General features: G+C 71.1%; 15 protein-coding genes, 1 tRNA gene and 4 pseudogenes. 10 read left to right on the forward strand and 10 right to left on the reverse strand.

All coding sequences use genetic code 11. The features are described from left to right. Window positions 1–13: 13 nt before the first annotated feature. The 3 genes from H9L41_RS05420 to H9L41_RS05430 all read left to right on the forward strand — a co-directional run bounded on the left by H9L41_RS05420 (window position 14) and on the right by H9L41_RS05430 (window position 4,746). Window positions 14–1,894: a catecholate siderophore receptor Fiu gene (locus H9L41_RS05420; RefSeq protein ID WP_308419594.1), complete on the forward strand. Its 1,881-nt coding sequence runs from the start codon at window positions 14–16 to the stop codon at window positions 1,892–1,894. A 77-nt stretch (window positions 1,895–1,971) separates the two neighbouring features. Continuing rightward, a complete protein-coding gene (locus tag H9L41_RS05425; RefSeq protein WP_028447942.1) occupies window positions 1,972–2,652 on the forward strand; it encodes a Fe2+-dependent dioxygenase in 681 nt (226 codons plus the stop codon). A gap of 297 nt (window positions 2,653–2,949) precedes the next feature. Then, a complete protein-coding gene (locus H9L41_RS05430) occupies window positions 2,950–4,746 on the forward strand; it encodes a sulfite reductase subunit alpha (protein WP_187523707.1) in 1,797 nt (598 codons plus the stop codon). Between the two features lie 340 nt (window positions 4,747–5,086). Here the strand turns inward: H9L41_RS05430 and H9L41_RS05435 are convergent, their stop codons facing one another. Further along, window positions 5,087–5,530, reverse strand: coding sequence for a hypothetical protein (locus H9L41_RS05435; RefSeq protein WP_187523931.1), 444 nt, complete (start codon window positions 5,528–5,530; stop codon window positions 5,087–5,089). 35 nt (window positions 5,531–5,565) lie between these two features. Continuing rightward, window positions 5,566–5,787, reverse strand: coding sequence for a hypothetical protein (locus H9L41_RS24375; RefSeq protein ID WP_265584086.1), 222 nt, complete (start codon window positions 5,785–5,787; stop codon window positions 5,566–5,568). 39 nt (window positions 5,788–5,826) lie between these two features. Here H9L41_RS24375 and H9L41_RS26410 point away from each other — a divergent pair. Continuing rightward, window positions 5,827–7,466 (forward strand): annotated as a pseudogene (locus H9L41_RS26410) (GGDEF domain-containing protein). 283 nt (window positions 7,467–7,749) lie between these two features. Here the strand turns inward: H9L41_RS26410 and H9L41_RS05450 are convergent. Then, entirely contained in the window at window positions 7,750–8,307 is a 558-nt protein-coding gene (locus H9L41_RS05450) for a PepSY-associated TM helix domain-containing protein (protein ID WP_187523708.1), read from the reverse strand. A gap of 223 nt (window positions 8,308–8,530) precedes the next feature. Beyond that, window positions 8,531–10,114, reverse strand: a complete 1,584-nt coding sequence (locus tag H9L41_RS05455) for a DUF2271 domain-containing protein (RefSeq protein ID WP_028447940.1) — start codon at window positions 10,112–10,114, stop codon at window positions 8,531–8,533. Window positions 10,115–10,249: 135 nt separating this feature from the next. Between H9L41_RS05455 and H9L41_RS05460 the strand changes: the two genes are divergently transcribed. After that, window positions 10,250–11,170: a DUF4198 domain-containing protein gene (locus H9L41_RS05460; RefSeq protein WP_084300586.1), complete on the forward strand. Its 921-nt coding sequence runs from the start codon at window positions 10,250–10,252 to the stop codon at window positions 11,168–11,170. 99 nt (window positions 11,171–11,269) lie between these two features. Here the strand turns inward: H9L41_RS05460 and H9L41_RS05465 are convergent, their stop codons facing one another. Then, the gene (locus tag H9L41_RS05465; protein ID WP_028447939.1) at window positions 11,270–11,917 is read right to left on the reverse strand and encodes an NAD(P)-dependent oxidoreductase; all 648 of its coding nucleotides are present in this window, start codon (window positions 11,915–11,917) and stop codon (window positions 11,270–11,272) included. Between the two features lie 32 nt (window positions 11,918–11,949). Further along, window positions 11,950–12,567: a DsbA family protein gene (locus tag H9L41_RS05470; RefSeq protein ID WP_028447938.1), complete on the reverse strand. Its 618-nt coding sequence runs from the start codon at window positions 12,565–12,567 to the stop codon at window positions 11,950–11,952. A gap of 112 nt (window positions 12,568–12,679) precedes the next feature. On the opposite strand from H9L41_RS05470, the gene H9L41_RS05475 reads away from it, so the two are divergent. Both H9L41_RS05475 and H9L41_RS05480 read left to right on the forward strand, forming a co-directional pair. Next, the gene (locus tag H9L41_RS05475; RefSeq protein ID WP_034608095.1) at window positions 12,680–13,573 is read left to right on the forward strand and encodes a LysR family transcriptional regulator; all 894 of its coding nucleotides are present in this window, start codon (window positions 12,680–12,682) and stop codon (window positions 13,571–13,573) included. Between the two features lie 645 nt (window positions 13,574–14,218). Then, on the forward strand, window positions 14,219–14,947 hold the full coding sequence (locus tag H9L41_RS05480; RefSeq protein ID WP_051319386.1) for a hemerythrin domain-containing protein: 729 nt from the start codon (window positions 14,219–14,221) through the stop codon (window positions 14,945–14,947). Between the two features lie 295 nt (window positions 14,948–15,242). Here H9L41_RS05480 and gltX read toward each other — a convergent pair. The 4 genes and pseudogenes from gltX to gspL form a co-directional block, all read right to left on the reverse strand. Then, a pseudogene (gene gltX, locus H9L41_RS05485) lies at window positions 15,243–16,639 on the reverse strand (glutamate--tRNA ligase). An 86-nt stretch (window positions 16,640–16,725) separates the two neighbouring features. Beyond that, the gene (gspN, locus tag H9L41_RS05490; protein ID WP_028447935.1) at window positions 16,726–17,463 is read right to left on the reverse strand and encodes a type II secretion system protein N; all 738 of its coding nucleotides are present in this window, start codon (window positions 17,461–17,463) and stop codon (window positions 16,726–16,728) included. Window positions 17,464–17,770: 307 nt separating this feature from the next. Then, window positions 17,771–17,863, reverse strand: a pseudogene (locus tag H9L41_RS26470) (hypothetical protein); the annotation flags it as partial. Window positions 17,864–17,921: 58 nt separating this feature from the next. Continuing rightward, window positions 17,922–19,082, reverse strand: coding sequence for a type II secretion system protein GspL (gspL, locus tag H9L41_RS05500; RefSeq protein WP_028447934.1), 1,161 nt, complete (start codon window positions 19,080–19,082; stop codon window positions 17,922–17,924). Window positions 19,083–19,314: 232 nt separating this feature from the next. Here gspL and H9L41_RS05505 point away from each other — a divergent pair. From H9L41_RS05505 to clpP, 3 genes and pseudogenes are all read left to right on the forward strand, one after another. Then, window positions 19,315–19,398 (forward strand) — tRNA-Leu (locus H9L41_RS05505). A 69-nt stretch (window positions 19,399–19,467) separates the two neighbouring features. Next, window positions 19,468–20,770, forward strand: a pseudogene (tig, locus tag H9L41_RS05510) (trigger factor). Between the two features lie 177 nt (window positions 20,771–20,947). Beyond that, window positions 20,948–21,526 carry an ATP-dependent Clp endopeptidase proteolytic subunit ClpP gene (gene clpP, locus H9L41_RS05515; protein ID WP_245589268.1) on the forward strand — a complete coding sequence of 193 codons (579 nt, stop codon included), beginning with the start codon at window positions 20,948–20,950 and terminating at the stop codon, window positions 21,524–21,526. Window positions 21,527–21,552 lie beyond the last annotated feature (26 nt).

The following is a 21,552-nucleotide window of genomic DNA, read 5'->3' on the forward strand; positions in this document are numbered from 1 at the left end:
CTTCGTCGACGGCGTGCGCGACCTCGGCTCGATCAGCCGCGACACCTTCAACACCGAACAGGTCGAGATCGCCAAGGGCCCGGCCGGCGCCGACTACGGCCGCGGCGCGGCCTCGGGCTACGTCAACCTGGTGTCCAAGAACGCCCAGGCCGACGACTTCACCGGCGGTGCCGCCGGCTTCGGCAGCGGCGACTACAAGCGCGTGACCGCCGACATCAACCGCAAGCTGGGCTTCGAAGGCGCGGCCTTCCGCCTGAACCTGATGAAGCAGGACGCCGGCGTGGCCGGCCGCGACGAGGTGAAGAACGACCGCTGGGGCGTCGCGCCCTCGCTGGCCTTCGGCCTCGACGGCCCGACCCGCGCCTACTTCAACCTGCTGCACATCAAGCAGGACAACCGTCCGGACGGCGGCGTGCCGACCGTGGGCCTCGACGGCTTCTACAACGCCGCCTTCGACACCGGCGGCGCGCAGGCGGGCAAGGTGCCGGCCAAGGTCGACAGCAGCAACTTCTACGGCTCGCTCGGCGATTTCGATACCGTCACCGCCGACATGTTCACCGCCCGCTTCGAGCACGACTTCGCCCAGGGCATCACGCTGCGCAACACCTCGCGCTACGGCAAGTCGAGCCAGCAATACGTGCTGACCGGCGTCAACGCGCCGAACTTCACCAATGCCAACCCGGCCCTGTGGACCGTGGCGCGCACCCGCCAGGGCAAGGACCAGGACAACACCGTCCTGACCAACCAGACCAACCTGACGGCCGAATTCGCCACCGGCGCCGTCAAGCACTCGGTCAGCGCCGGCATCGAGTTCATCTACGAGAAGCAGGCCGCCTACACCCAGGCCGGCGTCGGCACCCAGGCCGCCGCCAACCTGTACAACCCGAGCGTGAACGACACCTTCATCCCGGTGCGGCCGACCGGCGCCATGAGCAAGGGCGACACCGCCACCGCCGGCATCTACGTGTTCGACACGCTGAAGTTCGGCGACCGCTTCCAGCTCAACGGCGGCCTGCGCGTCGACCACTACAAGACCGAGAGCGAGTCGGTGTCGCTGTCGACCGCGGCCAACAATCCGACCCTGCCGGTCGGCACCCTGGTCGGCTCCGCGCTGTCCGGCTCGGACAACCTGGTCAGCTGGAAGATCGGCGCGCTGTACAAGCCGGCCGCCAACGGCAGCGTCTACGCCTCCTACGCCACCTCGCAGCAGCCCCCGGGCGGCGCCAACTTCGCGCTGAACGCCAGCGCCAACAACATCAACAACCCGAACGTCGATCCGCAGGAAGGCAGCAACATCGAGCTCGGCACCAAGTGGGACCTGCTGGGCAACAAGCTGGCGGTGACCGCGGCGCTGTTCCGCAGCGAGAACAAGAACGAGATCGTCACCAACGCCTCGACCAACGAGACCACCCAGGTCGGCAAGCGCCGCGTCGAAGGCGTCGAGCTCGGCGTGGCCGGCATCGTCACCCAGAACTGGCAGATCAGCGCCGGCCTCGCCTACATGGACCCGAAGATCAGCAAGGGTTCGACCGGCGGCAACAGCCCGACCGACGGCGGCGTGATCCAGTGGTCGCCCAAGCTGACCTTCACCAGCTGGACCACCTACAAGCTGCCGTTCGGCCTGACCATCGGCGGCGGCGCCCGCTACGTCGACTCGGTGACGCGTTCGAGCAGCACGATCGCCAATCCGGCCAAGACCAACATGCTGAACGGCCCGGACTACTGGGTGTTCGACGCGATGGCGGCCTACGAGATCAACAAGAACGTCAACCTGCAGCTCAACGTGTACAACCTCGCCGACAAGGAATACATCGGCAGCCTGAACAACAGCGGTGCCCGCTACAGCCCCGGCACGCCGCGTTCGGCCCGCCTGACCGCCAACTTCCTGTACTGATCTCGCGATCCGTCCGGGAACGCCCAGGCAACCCCTCCCGCCCGGGAGGGGTTTTTCCGTTCGCGAGGACATCCATCATGATGCTGCACATCCCCGAGGTCCTGAGCCGCGCCCAGGTGGCCGAATTCCGCCGGCTGCTGGCCGAGGCCGACTGGCAGGACGGCCGCGCCACGGTCGGCGAGCAGGGCGCGCGCGTGAAGCGCAACCGCCAGCTGCCGGTCGACACGCCGCTGGCGCGCCAGCTCGGCGAGACCATCCTCAAGGCGCTGTACGCCAACCCGACCTTCGTCTCGGCCACGCTGCCGCTGCGCACCGTGCCGCCGCTGTTCAACTGCTACGAGGGCGGCGAGCACTACGGCCTGCACGTCGACGGCGCGGTGCGCGCGGTACCGGGCACGACCCAGAGCCTGCGCACCGACGTCTCCTCGACGCTGTTCCTGTGCGACCCCGACGAGTACGACGGCGGCGAGCTGGTGGTGGTCGACACCTACGGCAGCCACGAGGTCAAGCTGCCGGCCGGCGACCTGATCGTCTACCCGTCGACCAGCCTGCACCGGGTCGAGCCGGTCACCCGCGGCGCGCGCATCTGCTCGTTCTTCTGGACCCAGAGCATGGTGCGCGACGATGCCCGCCGCGCCATGCTGTTCGAGCTGGACCAGACCATCCAGTCGCTGCGCGGCCGCCATGGCGACGGCGAGGAGACGGTGGCGCTGACCGGGCACTATCACAATCTGGTGCGGATGTGGGCGGAGATGTGAAGGGGTGAGAGGGGTGAGGCATGAGGGGTGAGGTGTAACCCCATCCCCTCCCAACCTCCCCCTTTGAAGGGGGAGGAGCAGGGCGCGCCGAATTCAATCGTCGGTGAACGTCAGACCTGTCGCCATGCGGCTCCCTCCCTTCAAGGGAGGGCTGGGGTGGGGATGGGTTACACCTCACCCCTCACGCCTCACCCCTCACACGACCTACCCTCTTCACCCGCCGTCCGCTCACTGCCGCTCGTCGACCGCCATGCACTCCACCCCCTCTACCGCCTGCTCGCCTGCACCGCGCTCGCCTTGGCCGCCGCGCCCAGCGCCCTGCGGCTCGGTCAGCCCGTGCTGCAGCGCCTGCTCGATCCGGCTGCCACCACCGTGGCCGTGCGCGAGGATGCGCCGCTGGCCGTCGCCGAGCTGTCGGCGCGCGCCGCCGCAGCCTTCCCCGGCCGGCCCTTGCGGGCCGTCGCCGCGCCGGACCGTCCCGGCCTGGCCGCCCGCGTCGAGCTGGCAACGGCCGGGGGCGGCGTCGATACCCGCTACCTCGATCCCTACGACGGCAAGCCGCTGGCGCGGCCGGCCGGCCGCCGCTTCTTCGCCGCGCTGGCGCAGCGCCATGCCCGGCTCGGCGGCCATCCGGCCAGCCTGCTGCTGGGCGCGGCGGCGCTGGCCGCGCTGTGGCGGCTGCGCCGGACGGCGCCGGCGGCCGGCGCGCGCCGCGCCGCACTGCTGGTGGCTCACGCCAGCCAGACCGGCCATGCGGAGGCGCTGGCCGGCCAGACCGCCGCGGCGCTGGCCGCCGCCGGCCTGGAGGTCGAGCTCCGGCCGCTCGGCGAATTGCGCCCGGCCGACCTCGCGCGCCACGCGCGCGCACTGCTGCTGGTCAGCACCTTCGGCGACGGCGAGTCGCCCGACAGCGCCCACGCCTTCGCCCGCCAGCTGCGCGGCGGCGCGGCGCTGGCCGGGCTCGAATACGGCCTGCTGGCGCTGGGCGACCGCAGCTACCCGGCGTTCTGCGGCTTCGGCCGCCAGCTCGACGGCTGGCTGCGCGAGCACGGCGCGCGGCCGTGGTTCGACCGCATCGAGGTCGACCGCAGCGATCCGGCCGCCATCGCCGCCTGGCGCCGCGCGATCGAAGCCCATTGCGCGCTGCCCGGCGGCGCGGCGCTGCCGGCCTGGCAGGAGGCGGCGTTCGAGCCGTGGCCGCTGACCGGCCGCGCGCTGCTCAATCCGGGCAGCCTCGGCGGCGCCACGGTGCAGGTGACGCTGCAGCCGCCGTCCGGCGCGGCCGGCTGGGATTCGGGCGACGTGGTCGAAATCCTGCCGCGCCAGGCGCCCGCGCGGGTGGCCGGCTGGCTGGCCGAACGCGGGCTGGACGGCGCCGCGCCGGTCCGCTTCGGCGGCCGCGACGCCACGCTGGCCCAAGCGTTGGCCGCCAGCGAGGCGCCGCCGGCCGGGCCGGCCGCCTCGGCGCAGGCGCTGGCCGACGCGCTGCAGCCCTTGCGGCCGCGCGAATACTCGATCGCCTCGCTGGCGAGCGAAGGCCGGCTCGAGCTGATGGTGCGGCAGATCGCCCTGGCCGACGGCCTCGGCATCGGCTCCGGCTGGCTCACCGAATACGCCGAGCCCGGCGGCCCGGTGCTGGCGCGGCTGCGCGCCAACCCGTCCTTCCACCTGCCGGCCGAGCCGCGGCCGCTGGTGCTGGTCGGCAACGGCACCGGCCTGGCTAGCCTGCGCGCCCATCTCAAGGCCTGCGCCGCGGCCGGCCACGGCGGCCACTGGCTGATCTTCGGCGAGCGCAGCGCGGCGCACGACTTCTACCATCGCGGCGAACTCGAGGCCTGGCTGGCCGACGGCACGCTGGCGCGGCTCGACACCGCCTTCTCGCGCGACCAGGCCGAGCGCATCTACGTGCAGGACCTGCTGCGCGCGGCGGCCGACGAGCTGCAGGCCTGGCTGGCGCGCGGCGCCGCGATCTACGTCTGCGGCAGCGCGGCCGGCATGGCGCCGGCGGTGCACGCGGTGCTGCTGGAGCGGCTCGGCGAGGCCGGGCTCGATGCGCTGATCGCGGCCGGCCGCTACCGGCGCGACGTGTACTAGGGCTGCGTCGTCCACATCCGATGGCCGGGGCTGCAGGAGCGGCTTCAGCCGCGAATGCGTGGGGGCGCCGTCTGCCATTCGCGGCTGAAGCCGCTCCTACGCGGGGGCCTGGCAGGTCGGGCTTCATGCCCGACGGCGCCGCCGGCCGAGGCCGCTGTCGGGCGTAAAGCCCGACCTGCTTCGCTCGCGCAACGACGCCGTTGCCGGGAACGACGGCATGACGGCGCGCCGGCCGCTCGGCGCCTCGCCGGCCACCGTCCCGAATTCGTCGGCCGGCCGGCGGTCAGCTCAGGCAGGAGCCCGTCGCGCACGCTCTCCTCTCGTCCGCGCCCGACTCGGACTAAGCTTTAGCCAGCCGCGACGCGGCCGGCGAGGTTCCGGCCGGGCCGGATGCCGTGGGGGCATCGATCGCCGCGGCGCCGAGAGAGGACGCATGGACCACACCCTGGAGCGCATCGGCCGCGTGATACGCCGCCATCCGCGCCGCGCCATCGCGCTGTTCGCCCGTGCCGAGGAGAGCGCGCGCGAGGCCGGCGCGCTCGCCTGCCAGCTCGATGCGCTGTACCAGCGCTATTTCACGCTCGAATACCTGGGCGAGGAGGGCGGCATCGCCGACGCGCTCTACCACGGCCTGCAACTGGCCGAGCAGCACGGCATGGCGCGCCAGGCCGGCCGCATGCTGGAGGCGATCGGGCGGCTGCGCTATGCCCGCGGCGAGTACCGCGAGGCGGCCCAGTTCTGGGCGCGCTGCCTCGATACCTGCGCGCTGTCGGGCGATCTGCACGCCGGCATCGAGGCGCGCATCGGCCTCGGCCAGATCTACGACGCGATGGCGACAGCGCCACCGCGGCGCGCTTCCATCGCGATGCCGGCGAGCTGGCCGACCGGCTCGACGAGCCCTACCTGGCCAGCAAGGTCGCCATCAACCGCGGCTACAACCTGCGCAGCATCGGCGAGGCCGGCCAGGCCGCCGAGCAGTTCCGCCTGGCGCTGGCGGCAGCCCGCCGCGGCGGCATCAAGGAATACGTGGCCGAGAGCCATTGGCACCTGGGCGCGCTGGCGCTGGACCAGGGCGATCTGGTGCAGGCCGAGCAGGAGACGCGCACCGCGCTGGCGCTGGCCGAGGCCTCCGGCTACGGCTGGCTGCGCGGCGGCGCCTTCCGCACGCTGGCCGACATCCTGCTCAAGCAGCGCCGCTTCGACGACGCCAGCGAGGTCTACCGCCGCGCGCTCGAGCATGCGCGCCAGGTCGGCTCGCGCCGCCAGCAGGCCGATTGCCACGAGGCGTTGTCGGCGCTGGCCGAGGGGCGCGGCGACTACCGCGAGGCGCTCGGCCATGCGCGCCAGCACGCCGCGCTGCAGGCGGTGCTGCTCGAGCAGCTGGTGGTGGCCGAGCGGCTGCCGGAGCTGCAGCAGTACGACCTGTCGCAGAAGCCGCCGATCGAACAGCTGCTCGACCTGTCGACCGATGCGCTGCCGCTGGACGCGTCGGCCGCCGGCGCCGCGCTGGAGCCGGCGCTGGAACGCGTGGTGCGCGCCTCGCTGGGCATCCTGCGCATCGAATTCGTCGCCATCTGGCTGCGCGAGCGGGCCGGCGCCGATGTGGTCTGCTGCAGCGTGGCCGGCCCGCCCGGCTTGCCGCTGGCGCCGGGGCGGGTGCTGGCGGCGGCCGAGCTGCCGCTGTACCACCGGCTGCATGCCCAGGTCAGCGATCCGCTGGTGGTGCACGACGCCCGGCTGCACCCGGCGGCGGCCGAGCTGCCGGCGCTGTTCGGCCCGGCCGGAGTGCGCTCGCTGCTGGAAGTGCCGCTGCGGGTGCGCGGCGACGATCTGGGCTTCGTCAGCTTCGGCCAGCTCGGCGGCCAGCGGAACTGGACCCGCGACGACGTGCTGTTCGGCACCCACCTGGCCAGCCTGGTCGAGCGCATCCTCGGCCAGCTCGAGCACGTCGCGATCCAGCAGGCGCTGGAGCGCAGCAACGAGGCGCTGGAACTGAGGGTGGCGCAGCGCACCCGCGAACTCGAGCTGGCCAACCTGGCGCTGGAAGAGGCCAGCCTGACCGACCCGCTGACCGGCCTGCGCAACCGCCGCTTCCTGCTGCGCTACCTCGACGCCGACGTGGCGCTGAGCGTGCGCCGCCACGAGGACCGGGCGACCCGCCTGGTCGACGCCGACCTGCTGTTCTTCCTGGTCGACATCGATCATTTCAAGGCGGTGAACGACCACTGGGCCATGCCGCCGGCGACCAGGTGCTGGTGCAGCTGTGCGAGCGGCTGCGCCTGGTGGTGCGCGAGGCCGACTACCTGGTGCGCTGGGGCGGCGAGGAATTCCTGGTGGTGGCGCGCGAATCGAACCGCGACAAGGCGGCGGTGCTGGCCGAGCGGATCCGCCTGGCGGTGGCCGAGCGCGCCTTCAAGCTGGAGGACGGCACCTCGCTGGCGATGAGCTGCTCGATCGGCTTCGCCTGCTTCCCGTTCGCGCCGACCCGGCCGGCGCAGGCGAGCTGGCCCCAGGTGGTGGACCTGGCCGACCAGGCGCTCTACCTGGCCAAGCACGGCGGCCGCAACGCCTGGTTCGGCCTGGTCGGCGCGCGTCCGGCCCGGCCCGCGCTGCCCGACGGCCAGGGCGCGCTGCGTGCGGCGGTGCTGCGCGGCGACCTGAACGTGGCGACCAGCCTGGCGCCGGCCGCGGTCGAGGCGGCCTGGGCGGCGCTGGGCTGAGGCGGGTACTTCGCCGGTACGGTTGTCGCCGTCAAGCACCGATCGCGCGCATGGTAGGCCGGGCTTTATGCCCGACGGCGATCTTTATCGGCGTGGCTGTCGGCATAAAGCCCGACCTGCGAAAGTCCCGCCGCAGGAGCGGCTTCGGCCGCGATGCGTGGGGCGCGTACTGCCGGCAAATCCTTCACCGCCGAGGACCCGGAGCGGGAACGGCAGCGCGGAAACGCATGGATCTTCGAAGCCTCGGCTTTTCCTCGGCGTCCTCCGCGGTGAATCTGTTTTATCAGGGCACGAAGACGAAGAAGATCACCGCCAGCACCGCCAGGCTCACGCCGGTCAGCTGCAGGCTGGTGGCCAGCCGGAAGCGCAGGCTGAAGAACAGCACATAGCCCAGCAGCGAGAACGCCAGCGTCAGCACCGCGGTCAGGTCGATCACCCAGCTCCAGGCTGCGCCGCTGTTCTTGCCGCGGTGCAGGTCGTGCAGCATGGTGGTCACCGTGGCCGGCTCGACCGTGGCCTCGACCTGGCCGCTGGCCAGGTCGATCAGCAGGTCCGACTTGCCGCTGACGCCTTCGAAGCGGATCTGCGCCTCGCCGTCGATCACCTCGCCGCTCTTGTAGCCGCCCTTGAGCGCAATGCGCTCGGCCACGATGGCCGCCAGCGCGCGCGCCGGATCGGCCGAGCCAGCCGCCTCGCGCAGCTCGGCCGCGTCGAGCCTGAGCGTGTGGTCGACCGCCGGATTGCGGCCCTTGAACCAGTCCGGGTGGTTGAGCAGCAGGCCGGACAGCGAGAACAGCATCAGTGCGATGAAGGCGAAGGCCGACAGGTAGGCATGCAGCATGCGCGACTGGCGGTAGAGCCAGCTCTTGTCGAAGCGGGGCGGGGAGCGGTCATGGGGGTGGGCAACTAAAGCGGGGGCGACTGGCAGGCAGGGGGCCGACCTCGACGGACTCCATTGACCGCAGAGGACGCCGAGGACATGGAGCTAGGCCGCACGCATTCCTGCCTTCGGCCTTTCCTCCGCGTCCTCGGCGTCCTCCGCGGTGCAATGCTTTTCGCTGCGCTCAGGCGGCTTTGCCGAAGCGCAGCACGATGGCGCCGAGCTCGTCCTTGGCCGGCGCCGGCTGGCTCAGCGGCTTGGCGCCGAGCTCGACCTCGAAGGTCTGGTAGGTATGGCCGCCGTGCTCGCGCGAGGCTTCGACGTGCACCAGGTACTTGCCTTGGCCGACCTTGCGGCCGCTCTCGTCGCTGCCGTCCCAGCCGATCGAATACTTGCCCGGCATGCGGGTGGGCTTGGTCACCGCGTCGAGCTGCTCGATCTTGCGGCCGTAGCGGCGCCACCAGACGTAGTTCGAATCGATCCACTTCTCCTTGTTGCCGAGGTGGGTCAGGTTGCGCACCAGCTTGCGCTCGGTGTCGGTGATCCAGATCGCCAGGTAGGGCGCCTTGTATTCGCCGGTGTCGATCTTGGGCACTTCGTAGTCGATGCTCAGCGCGAAGCTGGCCGGCCACGGCGCGGCGGCGGCCGCATCGGCCGTGCGCAGGAAACGCGGTTCGGCGGCGGCCTGTTCGCGCCGGGCGGCCAGCGCCGGCCAGCCGGCCGAATGCAGCTGGCGGCCGTCGGCGGTGAACAGCAGCGCCTCGACGCCGGGCAGGCTGTCGGCCAGCGCCAGGCTCTGCGCCGGCGGCATCACCGCGAAGGCGGTCGCCAGCGCGTCGGCGTCGGCGGCGCGGGCGGCCACTACGGTGGCGCGCTCGACCAGCGTCACCGCCTGGCCGGTGCGCGGCGACACGATATGGGCGTGGCGCTCGCCGGCCACCGTCAGGTCGCGCTGGCCGCGGCCGCTGGTGGCGACCGCCTGGTCGCCGACCAGCAGCACCGCCGCCACCGGCGCGTTGTCGTGGGTCTGTTCCGGCTGGGCGACGCCGACGCGCCAGCCCTCGAGCTGCGGCGCGCGGCCCCAGCTGCGCAGGTCGCCGCCGAGGTCGACCAGCAGGCCGTCGAGGCCTTCGACCTGGTCGCGTGCCGCCTCGAGCGCGCGGTCGATGATGTAGCCCTTGGCCAGCGCGTCCATCGCCAGCTTCAGGCCGGCCGGCTTGGTCACCGTGCGGCCGGCCGGGTCGAGCGTCAGCGTGGCGGATTCGGCCTGTGCCACGGCCTGCTGCAGCGCGGCCGCATCCAGCGTCCCGCCGGCCGCGGCGGCCTGCCACTGCGCCAGCGCGGCGCCGAGCCGGCCGCTGAAGGCGCCGCCGGTGGCCGTGCGCCATCGCTCGCAGGCGGCGATCACGGCGTAGAGGTCGTCCGATACCGCCATGCCGTCGCAGGCGTTCAGCGCGGCCAGTTCGCTGTCGGGCCGGTAATTGCTCAGCACGCGGTCGAGCCGGTCGATCTCGGCGCGCACCACCGCCAGCGCCTCGCGCGCGGTCGCCTCGTCGCGGCTCACCGCCACCACGTCGAGCGAGGTGCCCAGCACGTGATCGGCATGGAAGCTCCAGCTCGGCGCGGCGGCTGGCCGGGTCGCCGGCGCGTCGGGCCGGGCGGCCGGGGCGGGCAGTTCGGCCTGCGCCGCGAGCGGGGCCAGCAGGCCGGCCGCGGCGAGCAGCCGGGTGCCGATGGAAAGGCGGTGAGGCCAGGAAAGTTGCCGCATTTTTTAGTTCTCCCGCGCGCGAGGGGCGCCGCTGATCGAGTGGTTCGGACAGACCGCGATTGTCTTGAAAATGAGAGTTATTTTCAATAAGATTCCCGGCTCATCCTCGAATGTAATCAGCACACGGAGACGGCAATGAAGCGGACGGGCGGGCAACTCAGAACAACCGTGACCTTGCTGGGCCTGGCGGCCGCATTGCTGGCCCCGGCGGCATCGGCCCACGGCGGCCCCTACCTGTTGCCGACCAGCTTCGCGGTGACGCGCGACTACGTGAGCGTGCAGGGCGCGATGGGCAACGAGGTGTTCTTCATCCCGACCGGCCCGATCCGCAACGCGGTCTACTACGCGGTGAGCCCGGCCGGCACGCGGCAGAAGCTCGACGGCGTGACCGCGCTGAAGGACTACAGCGTGATCGAGGCGCCGACCACCGAGAAGGGCACCTACCGGCTGACCACCGGCGACGAGATCGCGCGCACCAGCCGCGTGGCGCTGATCGAAGGCACCTGGCGCATGGTGCGGCCGGCCAACCCGAACCAGGGCAACCAGGCCGGCGGCCAGCGTCCGCAAGGCGAAGGCCGCCCTGCCGCGCCCGCCAACCCGGCCCAGCCGCCGCGGCCGCCGCGTTTCATCGAGGAATCGGCCTTGCCGGCCGACGCCAAGGTGATCGAAGTGCGCAGCCTGGCGCGCGCCGAGACCTACGTCACCCGCGGCAAGCCGACCGACGGCGCGCTCAAGCCGAGCGGCCAGGGCTTCGAGCTCAAGCCGATCACCCATCCGAACGACATCTACGTCGACCAGGGCTTCGAATTCGAGCTGCTCGAAGACGGCAAGCCCTTGCCCGGCGTGGCGGTCGAGATCGCCCGCGCCGGCAACTTCTACGACGAGAAGAAGGAATACGCCGAGCTCAAGACCGACGCCAACGGCCGCGGCAAGGTCAAGTTCGACCAGCCGGGCGCCTACATCCTGCTGACCAGCTACCCGGCCCCGCGCGAGCGCACCGAGCAGCCGGCGGCGCGCAGCTACAGCTACACGCTGACCTTCGAAGTGATGCGCTGAACGCGATCGTCGAACTGAAAAAAGCCCCGCCATGGCGGGGCTTTTCGTTTGGGCCGCGGTGCTGCGACGGCCTTGATCCGTCCGGCCGAACCGCTCCGCTCAAGCCGCGCTGGCGGCGGTGAAGCGACGGCGCGAATGCTTCGGCGCCTCGATCTCGTCGAGCACCGCCACCGCCAGGTCGGCGCTGCTGATGCCGGCCGGCTTGTCGCCGTCGAACAGCACCTCGTCGCCGCCGGTGCGGTAACGGCCGCTGCGCGCGCCCGGGGCCAGGAAGACCGGCGGCGAGACGAAGGTCCAGTCCAGCCCGGCCTCGCCCTGCAGCCGGCGCAGCGCGTCGCGCGCGCCCTCGGCGCCTTCCTTCCATTCGGCCGGGAAGTCCGGCGTATCGAGCAGCTGCACGCCCGGCGCCACGTAGAGGCTGCCGGCGCCGCCGATCTCGACCAGGCGCGCCACGCCGGCCGCCTTGCTGCCGGCGACGATGGCGTCGTGGCCCTGCACGAACAGCGCGCGGATGTCGGCCTTGCCCCAGCCGGGGTTGAAGGCGCTCAGCACGACGTCGGCGCCGGCCACCGCCGCGGCCACCTGGGCCGGGTCGTAGACGTCGGCGATCGCCGGCTGCAGCTTGGGATGGGCGTGCAGCTTCGAGGCGTCGCGGGTCAGCGCGATCACGTCGTGGCCGCGTTCGAGCGCTTCGGCCAGCAGGGCGCTGCCGACGAAGCCGGTGGCACCGATCAGGGCGATTTTCATGGGTCGTTCTCCTTGGCTTGGATGAGTGGGTTTCAGGCGACGAGCGTCGCGATGTGGTCGATCAGCGTTTGCGGCTGGTACAGATACTGGCCCGGCACCACCCGCTCGCCGGCCAGCAGCGCCGGCACGCCTTGCAGCCGGTGGCGCTGCATCAGGTCGCGGGCGGCGTCGAGCCGGGCCTGCGCGCCGGCAGGCCAGCCCGCGGCCAGGCGCTGGCGGAAATCCGCCGCGTCGAGGCCGAACTCGGCTGCCGCCTCGGCCAGCGTGGCCGGCGTATGCGGCAGGCCGTCGAGGTAGCGCAGTGCCTGGATGCGGTGCAGCGCGGCCAGCGCGGCGTCGGGCCGGGCGGCCTCGATCAGCAGCCAGGCCTGGGTCGCCAGGGTGGAATCGAACGGCGTCTCCAGGTCGGCCAGCACGCGTTCGCGGTAGGCGGCGCTGAACGGTTGGCCGGTCATCTCGGCGATGCGGCGGTCGTTGCGCCAGAAGTAGTCGGCGCGCTCGGCGCTCATCGCTTGCGGCCGGGCGAACAGGCCGGTCGGCAGCAGCGTCCAGTCGGGCGACAGCGCCGCGTCGAGCGCGGCCAGCGCCGGCTGGGCGCCGTAGCACCAGCCGCACAGCGGGTCGAACAGCAGGGTGAGCTTGGCTTGCATGACGGGGATTCCGGCTTGGTTTGCGATGGCGCCATCATGCCCGCGTCGATTGATCGGATAAACATTGCAAAGCAGAATTCATCGTTCCTGAATTGAGAACGATGAGACGGCCATGCAGATCGATCTGAACCGGCTGACGGTGTTTGCGGCGGTGGTGGAAGCCGGCGGCTTCACCGCCGCGGCCGAGCGGCTGGGCCTGGCCAAGTCGCAGGTGAGCCAGCAGGTGGCGCGGCTCGAGGCCGAGCTCGGCGTGGCGCTGTTCACCCGCAGCACCCGCCGGGTGGCGGTGACCGAGGCCGGCGAGACGCTGTACGCCGACAGCATGCCGCTGCTGGGCGGCCTGCAGGATGCGCTGGCGCGCGTCAGCGGCGGCCGGCTCGAAGGGCGGCTGCGCATCACTGCCGGCCAGGCCTATAGCGATGCGCTGCTCGGCGGCCTGCTGGCCCAGTTCGCCGCGCTGCATCCGGGGCTCGAGCTCGAGCTGATCGCCAGCGACAGCTCGCTCGACCTGCTGGCCGAGGGCATCGACCTGGCCATCCGCGGCGGCATGCTGCGCGATTCCAGCCTCAAGGCGGTGCGGCTGGACAGCTTCGCCCAGCTCGCGGTGGCCGCGCCGGCCTTGCTCGAGCGCATCGGCACGCCGGCCGAACCGGCCGCGCTCGACGGCCAGCCCTGGGTCGCGCTGACGGTGCTGGCCAGCCCGCTGAGCTGGACCTTCAGCCACCGCGACGGCCGCCGCGTCGCCATCCGCGGCCGCGCCGCCATGCGGGTGAACAGCGCCTCGGTGGCGCGCGAATGCGCCCGCGCCGCGATCGGCTGCGCCGTGCTGCCCGACTTCATGGCGCGCGACGACCTGGCCGGCGGCCGGCTGGTCCGCTTGCTGCCGGAGTGGGAACTGCCGCTGGCCGGCACCCACGCGGTCTGGCCGGCCGCGCGCTACCTGCCGACCAAGGTGCGCGTGCTGATCGAATTCCTGCGCCAGCGGCTGGCGCCCGCACCGGAGTAGGCATTGGCCGACGCAATCCAGAGGGCTGCTGTTGCGAAGAGCGGCACATGGTCGAAAAGGTCACGAACGAGCGCAGCGAGGCTCCCTCGCGGCGGCGAGGGCGGGGGAGTCGGGGTGAAACAGGGGAGCGCCGTTGGTTGAGGACTCTTTGACTGCAAGCGCCCGGCTTTGCCGGGTGCCTGAGCGGCTGATTGACTTCAAGCAACCCGTTCTACGAAGTAAGCGACTGCTCCCTCGCGGCGGCGAGAGCGGGGGAGTCGGAGTGAAACAGGGGAGCGCCGTCGGTTGAGGACTCTTTGACTGCAAGCGCCCGGCTTTGCCGGGTGCCTGAGCGGCTGATTGACTTCAAGCAGCCCGTTCTACGAAGTAAGCGACCGCTCCCTCGCGGCGGCGAGGGCGGGGGAGTCGGGGTGAATCAGGGAAGCGCCTGTCGCCGAGTTTCGCCAATCGCAAACGCCCGACTTTGCCGGGCGCTGCGTCTACTGCTCAGTCAACGCCACGGCCAGTCCAAAGCCCTAGGCTCTTAGGGGAATCTTAGGGATTGTTTAGCCTCGATTTAGCAAACGCTTAACCGAGTCGGCCGTAGTCTTCACTCCGTGCTCCAGGCCCGATCCGCGGCGGAGCAAATCCGCAGGAGTGCAGACCATGGCCAGTCCCCGTCGTTTCGATCTCTACGCCTACATCCACAAGGCTTTGCGCGCCCAGATGAGCCACGTGCTGGTCGAGATCGGCCGCACCGACTGGGACGACGGCGCCGAGCGCGACGCCGGCCTCGCCGCGGTGCGCGACCTGCTTGGCCTGTGCCACGGCCACCTCGAGCAGGAGAACACCTACATCCATCCGGTGCTCGAGCTGATCCGGCCGCGTTCCAGCCTGCTGGCCGACAGCGACCACAAGATGCAGGCGGCCGAGATCGAAGCGCTGTTCGACCTGTGCAACGCCATCGACGGCGGCCGCCCGAGCAGCCGCGCCGAAGCCGGCGAGAAGCTCTATCGCGCGCTGTCGGTCTTCATCGCCGACAACTTCGAGCACATGGCCTACGAGGAGCGCGAGCACAACCGCCTGCTGTGGGCGGCCTACGGCGACGACGAGATCCGCGCGATCCACCATGTCATGGTCGCCAGCATCCCGCTCGAACAGTCGATGCGCACGCTGCGCTGGATGGTGCCCAACCTGACGCCGCAGGAGCGTACCGAGCTGCTGCTCGGCCTGCGCCGCACCGCGCCGCTGGACATGTTCAACGCCGTGATGGGCATGCTGCGCGGCCTGCTCAAGGCCGGCGACTGGAGCAAGCTGACGCTGGCGCTGAGCGGCCTCGGCCCGGCGCCTGCGGCCAACGATCCCGGCCCCGACACCCGCGCGGTGCACGCCTGAGGCGTCGTGCCGCCGCCCTACCGATTTTCTCCTCGCTTCTTATCTCAGTTCTCCGGGCCTCGCGCCCGGACTTTTTTTGCCTGTCGGAAACGACCGGGCGGCAGGGCAGCTCGGCACGCCCAGGAGCGGAAAGCACGCAGGAGCGGCTTCGGCGGCGAATCGGCCGGTTCGACTGCCCGGCCATTCGCGGCTGAAGCCGCTCCTGCGGATCGCCTGGCGGATCGGCGCCGGGAGGGCGCCCAGGCCGGGCTTTGCACCCGGCCGCACCGCCCTCGAGGTCGCGGGGACGCCCGGCCTAACCGGCCAGCGTGGCCGTCAGCCGTGCCAGCACCGTCTCGCGGCCTAGCAGCGCCAGCACCTTGTCGATCGACGGCGTCTGGGTGGTGCCGCAGACCGCCGCGCGCAAGGGCATGCCCACCAGCGGCATCTTCACGCCTTCGGCGGCGACGAAGGCCTTGATGGCGGCGGACAGCGCCTCGGGGTTCCACTCGGCGGCGGCCAGCACGTCCTTGAAGCGGCCGAGCCGCGCGCGCGATTCCTCGCCCAGGTGCTGGGCGGCCAGCTCGGCCGGCGCGGCGTCGTGGCGGTAGAAGTAGGTGGCCTGCGCCGCCAGGTCGACCAGGTTGGTCACGCGCTCCTTGAGCAGCGCGATCACCTCGGCCAGCGCCGGGCCCTGGCCGGCATCGCAGCCGAGGCGGGCCAGGAAGGGCAGGGTCAGCGCCGCCAGCCGCGCATCGTCGGCCGCCTTCATGTGCTGCTGGTTGATCCACAGCATCTTGTCGCGGTCGAAGCGCGACGGGCTCGGGCTGACCTGCTCGAGGTCGAACCAGTCGACGAACTGGCCGAGCGTGAAGAACTCGTCGTCGCCGTGGCCCCAGCCCAGCCGCGCCAGGTAGTTGAGCAGCGCCTCGGGCAGGATGCCCTGCTCGCTGTAGTCGACCACGCTGACGGCATCGCGCCGCTTGCTCATCTTCTGGCCGTCGGCGTTGAGGATCATCGGCAGGTGGCCGTAGACCGGCAGCGGCGCGCCGAGCGCGGCCAGGATGTTGATCTGGCGCGGCGTGTTGTTGACGTGGTCGTCGCCGCGGATCACGTGGGTGATCGCCATGTCCCAGTCGTCCACCACCACGCAGAAGTTGTAGGTCGGCGTGCCGTCGGGACGGGCGATGATCAGGTCGTCGAGTTCTTCGTTGGCGATCTCGATGCGGCCCTTGACCGCGTCGTCCCAGGCCACCGCGCCATCGAGCGGGTTGCGGAAGCGCACCACCGGATCGACGCCGGCCGGCGGTTGCGGCAGCGTCTTGCCGCGCTCGGGCCGCCAGCGCCGGTCGTAGCGCGGCTTCTCGCCGCGCGCTTCGGCCTCGGCGCGCATCGCGTCGAGCTCTTCCCGGCTGCAATAGCAGTGGTAGGCGGTGCCGTCGGCCAGCATGCGCTGGATCACCTCCTTGTACCGGTCCATCCGCTGCATCTGGTAGAACGGGCCCTCGTCGTAGTCGAGACCGACCCAGTGCATGCCGTCGAGGATGGCCTGCACCGATTCGGGCGTCGAACGCTCGAGGTCGGTGTCCTCGATGCGCAGCACGAACACGCCTTGGCGCTTGCGGGCATAGGCCCAGGAGAACAGCGCGGTGCGCACGCCGCCGATGTGCAGGAGGCCGGTGGGGGAGGGGCGAAACGGGTACGGACGGTCATGATGGGCCGGGTCGGGAATGGGCGGAAACGCGCATTTTACCCGGCCGCAGCCCGGCGGGCGATCCGGCCGGACCGCCCTGGACGGCTCAGAGGCTGAAGCGCAGCCGCCGTTCGGCGGCCGGGTCGCCCTGGCCGACCTGGTTCAGGAACGGCGCCAGCGCGGCCTCGGCGCCGGCCGCGGCGCGCAGGCCGACTTCCATGCTCAGGCCCTGGCCGGCGCGCAATTCGCCGCCGCCGTTGAGCTGCAGCTGGCCGCCCAGCGTGGCGAGCTGGACGCGCCAGGCGTCGCCGGCCGGCACCAGGGTGAGCCGGTAGTCGCCGAGCGGGCTGACCGAGGGCGCCAGCGACGAGGCGGCGCCGCGCCAGTCGAGGTTGAGCTGGCCCTCGCCCTTGCCGCCGCGCCAGTTGAATTCGGCGGTCGACAGCCGCAGCTGGCCCGACAGCCCGTAGTTGCGGGTCCGCTCGTCGAGCAGGAACAGCGGCGTGGCGGCGAGGCCGAGGTCGGCCTCGGTCAGGCGGATACCGCCGATGCCGACGCCGAGCAGCGCCCGGCCGTCATCCAGCGTCAGCGCGTAGCCGAGCTGGCCCTTCAGCAGAGCCTTGGGCTGCCAGCTCCAGCTCAGCCGTTCGGCCAGTGCCGCGCCGTCGAGCACCGGCTGGGCCGAACCGTTCCACAAGGTGCCCTCGGCCGCGGCGAAGGTCAGCTTGCCGCCGCTCTGCGACGACACGATGGCGCCGACGACGCCGGCCGGCAGCCGCACCAGCAGGAAGGCCACGGTCAACAGGCCCAGCGCCAGCCAATATCCCCAGTGCAGCCGCTTCATCGCGTCCACTCCGCGTCGACGTCGACCGTCGCGCCGCCGTCGGCGTGCGGGTCGACAGCTTTTCCAGTTTCCAGCCCTGCGTCTCGGCCTCGCCCAGGAGCCGCGTCACCGCCTGCCAGTTGACGCCCTGGGCGTGCAGGCTGCTGCGCTTGTCGTTCTTCTCGATGCGCGCCAGTTCGGCCGGCAGGCCGGCGGCCTGGGCCAGCCCGGCCAGGTCGGGCGCATTGGCCGCCGCGGTGCTGCGGCCCTTGAACTGGGCCAGGTCGCGGGCGAAGCGGGCCACGTCGGCGCGCAGCGTCGGCAGCGATTGCTCGAGCCGCTTGCGCTCGCGCAGCACCGGGTCGATCGCCAGCGCGTAGATCAGCGACAGCGCCAGCACCGCGCCGGCCGCGGCGAGCAGGCTGCGCTCGCGCGCGTCGCGCTGCTTCCAGAATTCGGCAAGGGGGCGAGGGCGGGGATCATGGCTTGAGGGTCAGGTTGATGCGCATCTGGTCGGGCGCGGTCTGGCTGGTCTCGACCTGGCCGAGCGCGGCCAGCGACTTGCTGAAGCCGAGCAGCTCGGCCGGCTGGCCGCGGTATTCGGCGCTGACGCGGCCGGCCGCGTATTCGAACGACAGCAGCTTGATCTGGCCGCCGACCGCCAGGTGGGTGGCGGCCTTCAGCACCGGCGCCAGCGTGCCGGCATCGACCGCGCCGGTACTGGCGGCATTGCGCAGCTTGCCTTGCAGCTGCAGTTGCGGTTCGACCACCGGTTCGCCCGGGAAGGCGGCGGCGTAGGCGGCGTTGATCGACTGCTTGAGCCGCGCCTCTTCGCCGCGCCAGCTCAGCCACTGGCCGAACCAGCCGACGGCTGCCAGCGCCAGCGCGGCGGCGGCCAGCGCCAGGCTCGGCTTGATCCGGTCCCAGTCGAAATCGAATTGCGGGCCGGCGGCGAACTCGCCCTGCATCAGGTCGATCGCATCGGCGGCGACCGGCGCGGCGAGCGGGTCGCCCACCGCCACTTCGACCGGGCAGCCGAGCACCGCCTGCCAGCGCTCGAGCGCCACCGCGTCGGCGTCCACGCCGGCCAGCAGCAGCGATTCGCATTCGCCCAGCGCGGCGACCAGCAGCGCCGGCGGTTCGGCCGGCGAGGCGGCGTCGAACCATTGCGCCGCCGCCTCGCTGCGGCGCGCCCAGCCGTGGCCGCACCACAGCAGCGTGCGGCCGTCGGCGGCGACCAGCGCGTCGGCGGTCCAGGCCGCGCGCGGCCGGCGGCCGGCTTGGCTCAGCCGCTGGATGGTCTCGGCGAACGCGGCGCGGTCGACCGCGGCGACGCGGCATTGCTCGCCGACCATGCGATGGGCGAGGTGCTGCTCGCCCGGTTCGGCCAGCAGGACCTGGTCGAGCGCAAACGGGATCAGCTTGCGCGCCTGCTTGCGCGCGCCCGGCGGCAGCGGCGCGACCGCGCGCAGCACGCGGGCCGGCGGCAGGAACAGCTCGACCCGCGCGGCGGCCGGCAGCTGGGCCAGCGGCGAGCGGCCCCGGCTGACGCGCAGTCCGTCGAGCAGGCGCCATTCGACGGCCTGGTCGCCGGCGAGCGGGAGATCGGATTCGGCGGGGAAGATGCGCAGCGTGCTCACGATGGACGGCGGCCGGAAGGAGGGTGGGTCGAAAAATGCGCGCCAGTATGACACAGCGCTAGGCCGCCGCTGCAAGCGGCCGCCACGACCCTGATCGCGGCGTTGCTAAGGTGCTGGCCGGGTTTGTTTTTTGCGGTGGGCCTCGCCTATAATCGGCGATTCTTCACGCGCCGGGTCCGGGTTTTGAGCTTATCTATATAAGTTCGGCCGATCGGGGCCGCGGCAGGCGTGGGCGAGAGTGGCGAAATTGGTAGACGCACTGGATTTAGGTTCCAGCGCCGCAAGGTGTGGGGGTTCGAGTCCCCCTCTCGCACCAGGGTTTCGCTGTCGCCGGCAACGGCCGGCGCCAAACAAGAGATAACGCAGCAATACAGGATCGATCGACATGCAAGCACAACTGGAAACGCTGGGCCAACTGGAGCGCCGCCTCGACTTCGCGATCCCGGCCGCCGACATCGAAAGCGCCGTGGATGCCCGCCTCAAGCGCGTGGCCCGTACCGCGCGCATCCAGGGCTTCCGCCCGGGCAAGGCACCGATGAAGATCGTGGCCGCCAACTACGGCCTGCAGGTCCGTGAAGAAGTGCTCGGCGAGCAGGTGCAGAACGCCTTCGCCAGCGCCGTCGAAGCGCAGAAGCTGCGCGTGGCCGGCTACCCGCGCTTCGAAGGCAAGCCCGCCAGCGAAGAAGCGTTCCAGTTCAGCGCCACCTTCGAGGTCTATCCCGAAGTGGTGGTCGGCGACCTGGCCGCCAAGGAAGTCGAGCGCCCGGTGCTCGAAGTGAGCGAAGCCGAAGTCGACAAGACCATCGACATCCTGCGCAAGCAGCGCACCAAGTTCGAGCGCGTCGAGCGCGCCGCCGAGAAGGGCGACCGCGTGATCGTCGACTTCAAGGGCACCATCGACGGCGTCGCCTTCGCCGGCGGCTCCAGCGAAAACTACGCCTTCCAGGCCGGCGAAGGCCAGATGCTGCCCGAGTTCGACGCCGCCGTGATCGGCATGAAGGAAGGCGACAGCAAGACCTTCGACTTGGCCTTCCCGGCCGATTACCACGGCAAGGACGTGGCCGGCAAGACCGCCCAGTTCGAAGTGACGGTCAAGAACGTGGCCGCCGCCCAGTTGCCCGAAGTCGACGGCGAATTCGCCAAGCTGCTCGGCATCGAGGACGGCGACATCGCCAAGCTGCGCGCCGAGATCCGCAAGAACGTCGAGCGCGAAGTGAAGCGCCGCCTGAGCGCCCGTGCCAAGGAAGGCGTGATGCAGGCGCTGCTGGACGTGACGCCGGTCGAGCTGCCGCGCGCGCTGGTGCAGGTCGAGATCGGCCGCCTGATCGAGAACGCCCGCAACGAGATGAAGCAGCGCGGCTTCGATCCGCAGAACATGCCCTTCCCGCCGGAACTGTTCGAAGAGCAGGCCAAGCGCCGCGTCGCGCTCGGCCTGATCCTGGCCGAAGTGGTGCGCGCCAACGGCCTGCAAGCCAAGCCCGAGCAGATCAAGGCCATCGTCGGCGAATTCGCCGAGAGCTACGAGCACCCGGAAGAAGTGGTGCAGTGGTACTACGCCAGCCCGAGCGCCTCGAAGGCCCGAGTCGCTGGCGCTCGAGGACAACGTGGTCGAATTCGTCCACGCCAAGGCCAAGACCGTCGACAAGCAGCTGTCGTTCGACGAGCTGATGGGCCAGCAGCAAGCCTAAATTGCGTCGGTACCATTGAAAAGCGGGCTCGCCCGCTCCATCTTGACTGGAGCAGCCGAGCCCGTTTTTTTCGGCCACTCCATTCAACTCGAGATACGACAGGACACCATGAGCAACTGGAACCCCGCCGACTGGACCCGCCGCCAACCCGATCCGCAGGCGCTCGGCCTCGTGCCGATGGTGGTCGAACAGAGCGGTCGTGGCGAACGCGCCTACGACATCTACTCGCGCCTGCTCAAGGAACGCGTGATCTTCATGGTCGGCCCGGTGGACGACAACACCGCCAACCTGGTGGTCGCGCAGCTCTTGTTCCTCGAGTCCGAGAACCCGGACAAGGACATCTCGCTGTACATCAACAGCCCGGGCGGCTCGATCTCGGCCGGCATGTCGATCTACGACACCATGCAGTTCATCAAGCCGCAGGTCTCGACGCTGTGCGTGGGCATGGCCGCCAGCATGGGCGCCTTCCTGCTGCAGGCCGGCGCCAAGGGCAAGCGCTTCGCGCTGCCCAATTCGACGGTGATGATCCACCAGCCGCTCGGCGGCTATCAGGGCCAGGCCACCGACATCGAGATCCACGCCAAGTACATCCTGAGCCTGCGCGAGCGGCTCAACCGCCTGATGGCCGAGCACACCGGCCGCAGCGTCGAGGAAGTGACGCGCGACAGCGAACGCGACAACTTCATGACCGCGCAGCAGGCCAAGGATTACGGCCTGATCGACGAAGTGCTGACGGCACGGCAGTCGGTCGAATAAAATAGCCAGCATCGCCGGGCCGGTTC

It is taken from the genome of Chitinimonas koreensis (assembly GCF_014353015.1).
GTDB lineage: Bacteria > Pseudomonadota > Gammaproteobacteria > Burkholderiales > Chitinimonadaceae > Chitinimonas > Chitinimonas koreensis.